6 protein-coding genes and 1 tRNA gene are annotated in these 7,361 nt (G+C 39.6%); all 7 read left to right on the top strand.

Annotated elements, in window-relative coordinates; genetic code table 11:
• Window positions 1-182 precede the first annotated feature (182 nt).
• Complete coding sequence (locus L0668_RS20210; RefSeq protein WP_235314546.1) at window positions 183-473, top strand: 4a-hydroxytetrahydrobiopterin dehydratase; 291 nt, start codon at window positions 183-185, stop codon at window positions 471-473.
• Window positions 474-662: 189 nt separating this feature from the next.
• A tRNA-Met gene (locus L0668_RS20205) sits at window positions 663-739 on the top strand.
• A gap of 404 nt (window positions 740-1,143) precedes the next feature.
• Entirely contained in the window at window positions 1,144-1,602 is a 459-nt protein-coding gene (gene rimP / locus L0668_RS20200) for a ribosome maturation factor RimP (RefSeq protein ID WP_235314545.1), read from the top strand.
• Window positions 1,603-1,690: 88 nt separating this feature from the next.
• Window positions 1,691-3,184 (top strand): transcription termination factor NusA, encoded by a 1,494-nt coding sequence (gene nusA / locus L0668_RS20195; RefSeq protein WP_235314544.1) that lies wholly within the window; start codon window positions 1,691-1,693, stop codon window positions 3,182-3,184.
• A gap of 25 nt (window positions 3,185-3,209) precedes the next feature.
• Complete coding sequence (gene infB, locus L0668_RS20190) at window positions 3,210-5,819, top strand: translation initiation factor IF-2 (RefSeq protein WP_235314543.1); 2,610 nt, start codon at window positions 3,210-3,212, stop codon at window positions 5,817-5,819.
• Between the two features lie 101 nt (window positions 5,820-5,920).
• Window positions 5,921-6,349 carry a 30S ribosome-binding factor RbfA gene (rbfA, locus tag L0668_RS20185; protein ID WP_235314542.1) on the top strand — a complete coding sequence of 143 codons (429 nt, stop codon included), beginning with the start codon at window positions 5,921-5,923 and terminating at the stop codon, window positions 6,347-6,349.
• A gap of 12 nt (window positions 6,350-6,361) precedes the next feature.
• Entirely contained in the window at window positions 6,362-7,321 is a 960-nt protein-coding gene (truB, locus tag L0668_RS20180; protein WP_235314541.1) for a tRNA pseudouridine(55) synthase TruB, read from the top strand.
• The last annotated feature ends 40 nt before the right edge of the window (window positions 7,322-7,361 follow it).

The following is a 7,361-nucleotide window of genomic DNA, read 5'->3' as shown; positions in this document are numbered from 1 at the left end:
ACTATTTTCAACATGGTTAAATTCTCTTTTTAGTTAAGTTAATTGGATTTGTTTGGAAGTGATGTTTGCTTCCGATGTGTGTATTAAAGCTCAATTAATTTGATTAAAAAATCTACGTGTGAATACTTAGGTATGTGAAGTTATACTATTGAGAATATAAACGTATTAGTAAGGAGTAAAGTGTGAACAACCAGCAAATAAAGAGTGAAATAAATAAGTTGAATCAAGATCTGGCTATCGAACAACACTGGATAATCGAAGATTCTAAATTAACCAAAACTTTTCAATTTAATAATTTTGTGAATGCCTTTGCTTGGATGACTAAAGTCGCTATCTATGCCGAAAAGCTGAATCATCATCCTGAATGGTCGAATGTATATAATAAAGTGCAAGTTCAGCTTATAACTCATGACGCCCAAGCAATAACCGAACTAGATTTTAAACTAGCTGAAAAGATGCAAAACGTATTTTAACCAGACCTAAGTTATGTACTTGATTGTTAAAAATACAGGTTTTGTTTGATATTTAAACGAAAATGGTTTTTTTTGGATATTTTGTTTATTTTTACTAAGTTAATCTTGCGTCAGGTTTAAGGCTATGTATAATACGCCCTCCTTTGGGACAGGGGCTGATTAAGCCACTAACTTAAAAGAATATTCAGGCGCGGGATGGAGCAGTCTGGTAGCTCGTCGGGCTCATAACCCGAAGGTCGTAGGTTCAAATCCTGCTCCCGCAACCACATTTAAGGCCTCGATTATTCGAGGCCTTTTTTGTAGCTGGACTTAATCTAGGTTTTTTATGTTTTGCTAGCATAAAGTTCTAGCGTAAATTAATACTGTCCTTGCAATGAATATTGCTGGTACGTATAATGCGCCCAACTTTAGAGACGAACTCCCTCGGTTAATGAAAGTAACGTCTTCTCTGATGTAAAATATTTGTTTAGATTGTTTCTATGCAGTTTCAAATTGAATGTTTTACATATTATTTGTAAGTAACTTTGCCTTTGGTGAGTATTTATAAATAATCTAGGGTCCAGAATTTTGAAAACCTCGCTTGTACGGGGTTTTTTATTATCTATTTAGCAATATTTATACATGATCTATTCTGGGCATTTGGCCCTTTTTTTGTTTTTGGAGCAAAGCTTTGTCGCAACTCGAACAAAAGCTGACAGACATGTTAACTGCACCTGTAGAAGCTTTAGGTTTTGAAATGGTGGGAGTTGAATTTGTCCGTGCAGGTAAACATTCAACTTTGCGTATTTATATCGATCATCCTGATGGGATTGGTGTAGAACATTGCGCTGAGGTGAGTCACCAAGTTAGTGCTGTATTGGATGTTGAAGACCCAATCAGTACTGAATATAACTTAGAGGTTTCTTCGCCAGGTATGGATCGACCTTTATTTAAAGAAGCGCACTATTTAGCTTGTTTAAATGAAGTGGTATCCCTCAGAACAAGAATGCCGGTAGGTGATAGACGTAATTTTAAAGGTAAAGTGTTAGCGTGCGAGTCAGGCAATCTAACGTTAGAAATTGATAACCAAACACATGTGTTGGCTATTGCAAATATAGAGAAAGGTAATCTAGTCCCTTCTTTTGATTAAGATAGTTTGATCATGTTTGATCAAGGTGTTTTGGTGAAAAAAGCGACCTGAAAAGGACTTTCGTAAGAAAGTAATCAGTGAGGCAAGAATGAATAAAGAAATTTTGTTAGTGGCGGAAGCCGTATCAAATGAAAAACAAGTTCCAAGAGAAAAAATCTTTGAAGCTTTAGAGTTTGCTATCGCTAGCGCCACTAAAAAGAAAAATGAAGGCGAAATTGAAGTGCGCGTAAGTATTGACCGTGAAAGTGGCAACTTTGATACTTTTCGTCGTTGGTTAGTTGTGGCAGACGATCATGAACAAGAAAATCCTATGGCTGAAATGTCAATTTCAGCTGCACAAATTGATGAACCAGATATTCAATTAGGTGATTATGTTGAAGATCAAATCGAATCAATTGCTTTTGATAGGATCACCACCCAAACGGCTAAACAAGTCATAGTACAAAAAGTACGTGAAGCTGAACGTGCTCAGATGATTGCTGAGTATGAAGACAAAGTAGGCGAATTAGTTACCGGTACTGTTAAAAAAGTAAACCGTGATAACGTGATTATTGATTTAGGTAATAACGCTGAAGGTGTTATCTACCGTGATGATATGTTACCTCGGGAAACTTTCCGTCCGGGTGATAGGGTACGTGGTTTGCTTTATGTTATTCGCCCTGAAGCACGTGGAGCACAGTTATTTATTAGCCGTACTCACCCAGATATGCTAGTTGAATTGTTCCGCCTAGAAGTGCCAGAAATCGCAGAAGAAACCTTAGAAATTAAAGGTGCGGCTCGTGATCCAGGCTCTAGAGCAAAAATTGCAGTGAAAACTAACGATAAACGTTTAGATCCTGTTGGTGCTTGTGTTGGTATGCGTGGTTCACGTGTGCAAGCTGTATCCGGTGAACTAAGCGGTGAGCGTGTTGATATCGTTCTTTGGGATGATAATCCAGCTCAATTCGTTATCAATGCTATGGCGCCAGCAGAAGTATCATCAATTGTTGTTGATGAAGATAAGCAATCAATGGATGTGGCAGTAGAATCAGATAATTTAGCTCAAGCTATTGGTCGTAGTGGTCAAAACGTTCGTTTAGCCAGCCAATTGACTGGCTGGGAATTAAACGTGATGACTACTGAAGATTTGGCATCTAAACATGAAGAAGAAAATGCCAAAGTATTAGGTGTATTCACTGCAGGTTTAGATATCGATGAAGACTTTGCCACTGTATTAGTGGATGAAGGTTTCACTACTCTTGAAGAAATAGCTTATGTTCCTATCAATGAGCTTCTAGAAATAGAAGGTTTGGACGAAGAGATGGTTGAAGAGCTTCGAGGCCGCGCTAAAGCTACTTTAACTACACGTGCATTAGCCACAGAAGAAACTTTGGAAGCTGCTGAGCCAAAAGAAGAGTTGTTAAATCTAGAAGGCATGGATAGACATTTAGCTTACATGTTGGCAAGTCGCGGCATTACCGATCTAGAAGGCCTTGCAGAACAAGGTACTGATGAGATTTCAGATATAGAAGAACTAAGCGAAGAAAAAGCCGGTGAGTTAATCATGGCTGCACGTAATATCGTTTGGTTTAATGAAGAATAAATAGAACACCAGGAGGAATACCAATATGGCAGAAGTATCCATAGAAAAACTCGCCACTGATATAGGCACTTCAGTTGAACGTTTGGTTCAACAGTTTAAAAGTGCAGGTATTACTAAAGTTGCTGGTGCGCAAGTAACTGAAGATGAAAAACGTCAGTTATTAGACTTTTTAAGTAAGCAACACGGTGGAACGGGCTCTGAAGCGCCTAAACGAATGACGTTACAACGTAAGACTACCAGTACCTTAAGTGTGGGTAAGTCTAAATCTGTAAATGTTGAAGTACGTAAAAAACGTACTTATGTTAAACGTACTGACCTTGAAGAAGCTAAGATGGCTGAAGAAGAAGCTAAACGTCTAGCGGCAGAGCAACAAGCTAAATTAGAAGCTGAACAAAAAGCAGCAGAAGCAGCAAAAGCTGCAGCTGAAGAAAAGGCTAAAAAGGCCGCTGAAGCTAAAGCTAAAGCAGACGCTGAACGTGCGCAAAGAGCCGAAGAAGCGAAAAAAGCCGCTGAAGCTCGTCAAGCTGAAGAAGTTCAGTTAAGCCCAGAAGAAAAAGCGGAACAAGAAAAAATTCAAGCTGAAGCAGAAAAGCTTCGTAAAGCGCAGGAAGAAGAAACTCAGCGTAAACTTGAAGAAGAAGCCAAAAAGGCTGCAGCTGACGCTAAAAAATTAGCCGAAGAAAATTCTCGTCGTTGGAAAGAAGAAGAAGAGCGTCGTAAGAAACAAGAAAAAGAAGAAGTGCATGTGCATTCAAATCGTTACGCTCAAGAAGCAGAAGATGTAGATGATATTAGGTCAGAGCGTGGTGGTCGTAGACGTAAGAAGTCTAAGAAAAATGCGGGTTCTGAACTTAAACATGCCTTTAATAAGCCTGCTACTCCAGTAGAGCGCATTGTTAAGTTAGGTGAAACCATCACGGTTGGTGAACTTGGTAGCAAGTTAGCTATAAAAGCCACTGAAGTAATTAAAACCCTAATGAAAATGGGTGAAATGGTAACCATTAACCATGTGTTAGACCAAGAAACTGCTGTCTTAGTAGTAGAAGAAATGGGTCACAAATATGAATTAGTTAACGACAATGCATTAGAAGATGAATTGATCGCAGACGCTACAGGTGGTGAAAAGTCAAGTCGTGCTCCAGTTGTGACAATTATGGGCCACGTTGACCATGGTAAAACTTCATTGCTTGATTACATTCGTCGTGCCAAAGTGGCTGACGGTGAAGCAGGTGGTATTACTCAGCATATTGGTGCTTACAGTGTTGAAACTGACAATGGTCGAATTGCATTTTTAGATACACCGGGTCACGCTGCGTTTACCGCTATGCGTTCACGCGGTGCTACCGCAACTGATATCGTTATTTTGGTGGTTGCTGCTGATGATGGTGTGATGCCACAAACAAAAGAAGCGGTACAACATGCTAATGCAGCAGGTGTGCCGTTAATTGTTGCGGTTAATAAAATCGATAAAGAAGCGGCTGACTTAGATCGTGTTAAAACTGAATTATCACAAATCGATGTAATTTCAGAAGAGTGGGGCGGTGAACATCAGTTCGTTAACGTTTCTGCTAAAACCGGTCAAGGCGTTGATGAGTTGTTAGAAGCGATTAACTTACAAGCTGAAGTATTAGATTTACAAGCTGTACCAACTGGTCCAGCTAAAGGTCTCGTAATTGAATCTCGTCTTGATAAAGGACGTGGTCCAGTCGCTTCAGTACTTATTCAAGAAGGCGAGCTTAAAGCCGGTGACATTATGTTATGTGGTGAAGAATACGGACGTATTCGAGCTATGCGTGATGAAAACGGTAAAGACGTTAAGCTTGCAGGTCCTTCTACTCCAGTTGAAATCTTAGGATTATCTGGTGTACCAATGGCTGGCGAAAATGCACTTGTGGTACAAGATGAGCGTAAAGCTCGTGAAGTGGCTACTAAGCGTCACACTAAACAACGTGAAGTGAAATTAGCCAAGCAACAAAAAGCTAAGTTAGAAAACATGTTTGCTAACATGGAAGCAGGCGATGTGAGCGAGTTGAACGTGGTACTTAAAGCTGATGTTCAAGGTTCAATCCAGGCTATTTCTGACTCGTTGACTAAGTTGTCTACTGACGAAGTGAAAGTGAACATTGTTGGTAGTGGTGTAGGTGGTATCACTGAAACTGACGCTAGCTTAGCTGCTGCTTCAAGTGCAATTGTTGTTGGTTTTAATGTGCGTGCTGATGCATCTGCTCGTAAGATTGTAGAAGCTGAAGAAATAGATTTACGTTATTACAGTGTTATCTATAGTTTGATTGACGAAGTGAAGCAGGCCATGAGTGGTATGTTAGCGCCAGAATTCAAACAAGAAATCATTGGTTTGGCTGAAGTACGTGACGTATTTAAATCGCCTAAAATCGGCGCTATCGCCGGTTGTATGGTAACAGAAGGTGTGGTTAAACGTAGTAATCCTATTCGTGTATTACGTGACAACGTAGTAATTTACGAAGGTGAACTTGAATCACTTAGACGCTTTAAAGACGACGTGCAAGAAGTTCGTAATGGCGTTGAATGTGGTATCGGTGTTAAAAACTACAATGACGTTAAAGCCGGTGACCAAATCGAAGTATTTGAAATTGTTGAAGTTAAACGCGAACTATAATTTATTATAGGTTTAACTAAATGCAGTTAAAGTAGAGTAAACGGAGGCTGCGGCCTCCGTTTTGTTTGTTAAGACATTTAATGATGTCGGGAGAAAAAAAGATGGCTAGAGAATTTTCCAGAACCGATAGAGTCGGTCAACAAATTCATAAAGAGATTGCCAGTATTTTACAGAACGAATTTAAAAATCGTGATCCAAGATTAGGCATGGTAACTGTGTCGGCAGTAGAAGTGTCGAGAGATTTAGCTTACGCCAAAATATTTGTCACTTTTTTTGAAAATGACGAAGAACAAATTAAAAATTATTTAGAGATATTACAAGATAATAAAGGTTTCATTCGTACTTTATTAGCCAGTAGAATGCGCATGCGTGCGGTACCCGCGGTTAAGTTTGTACGTGACGGCTCATTAAGTGAAGGAATTCGAATTTCTAATTTGGTTGATGAAACTATTAGTAAAGATGCTGAGAGAGCAAAGCGTGCAGGGCAGGTTTCTGAACAAGATAACGCCGATAAACAGTCTGACGAGTAGTATTAATATTTTATGGCTAGAAAAAGAAAAGGCCGTTTAGTTAACGGCATTATTTTGTTAAATAAACCTTTAGGTGGTTCGTCGAATCACGCATTGCAACAAGTAAAACGGATCTTTAATGCAGCTAAAGCTGGGCATACAGGCGCACTAGATCCCTTAGCAACGGGCATGTTGCCTATTTGTTTGGGCGAGGCCACTAAGTTCTCTCAGTTCTTATTAGATGCCGATAAAACCTATTCAGTTACCGCTAAACTAGGTGAGCGTACTACTACCTCAGACGCAGCCGGTGAAGTGGTTGAAACTAAACCGGTAAATGTTAGTGAGTCGCAATTAATTGAAGCTTGCGAGCAGTTTAAAGGACCGATAAAACAAGTGCCCTCAATGTTTTCAGCGCTTAAACACCAAGGCAAACCGCTATATTTTTATGCTCGCCAAGGTATAGATATTCCTCGTGAAGCCAGAGATATCGAAATTTTTAAATTATCGATTGATCGCTTTGAAGGTGATGAAGTGGATATGACAGTGCATTGTAGTAAAGGCACTTACATTCGTTCATTGGTTGATGACTTAGGACAAGTATTAGGTTGTGGTGCCTATGTGAGTCGTTTAGACAGAACCCAGGTAACAGATTATCCGGTAGATAAAACGTTTACTATGGAGCAGTTGCAAGCATTACGTGACAAGATTAACCCAGAGCAGCAAGACTTAATGGATGATGCAACTTTTGCTGAGTTAGATAAGCATTTGTTACCTATGGATTCAGCTGTTAAAACCTTAGGTTCGGTGGATCTAGAGCTTGTTGCTGAAGGATTCTTTAGAAATGGCAATCCAGTATTTTTTGCTTCGAATAACACACATCAAGAACAAGATTTAGTACGTGTTTATAGTATCGACAGTGGCCGCTTTTTAGGAGTAGGCTTTATTGATGAAGATAATAAAGTGGCGCCCAAACGGTCTGTTGTTTGGGAGTAAAGTGTTAACGCTGTGCGTAAGCGTGGCTTTGATGTTTTGT

The sequence above is a fragment of the Paraglaciecola algarum genome, from assembly GCF_021532655.1.
GTDB classification, from domain to species: domain Bacteria; phylum Pseudomonadota; class Gammaproteobacteria; order Enterobacterales; family Alteromonadaceae; genus Paraglaciecola; species Paraglaciecola algarum.
The sequence above is the reverse complement of the archived record's forward strand: the minus strand, read 5'-3'. Positions and strand labels throughout refer to the sequence as shown.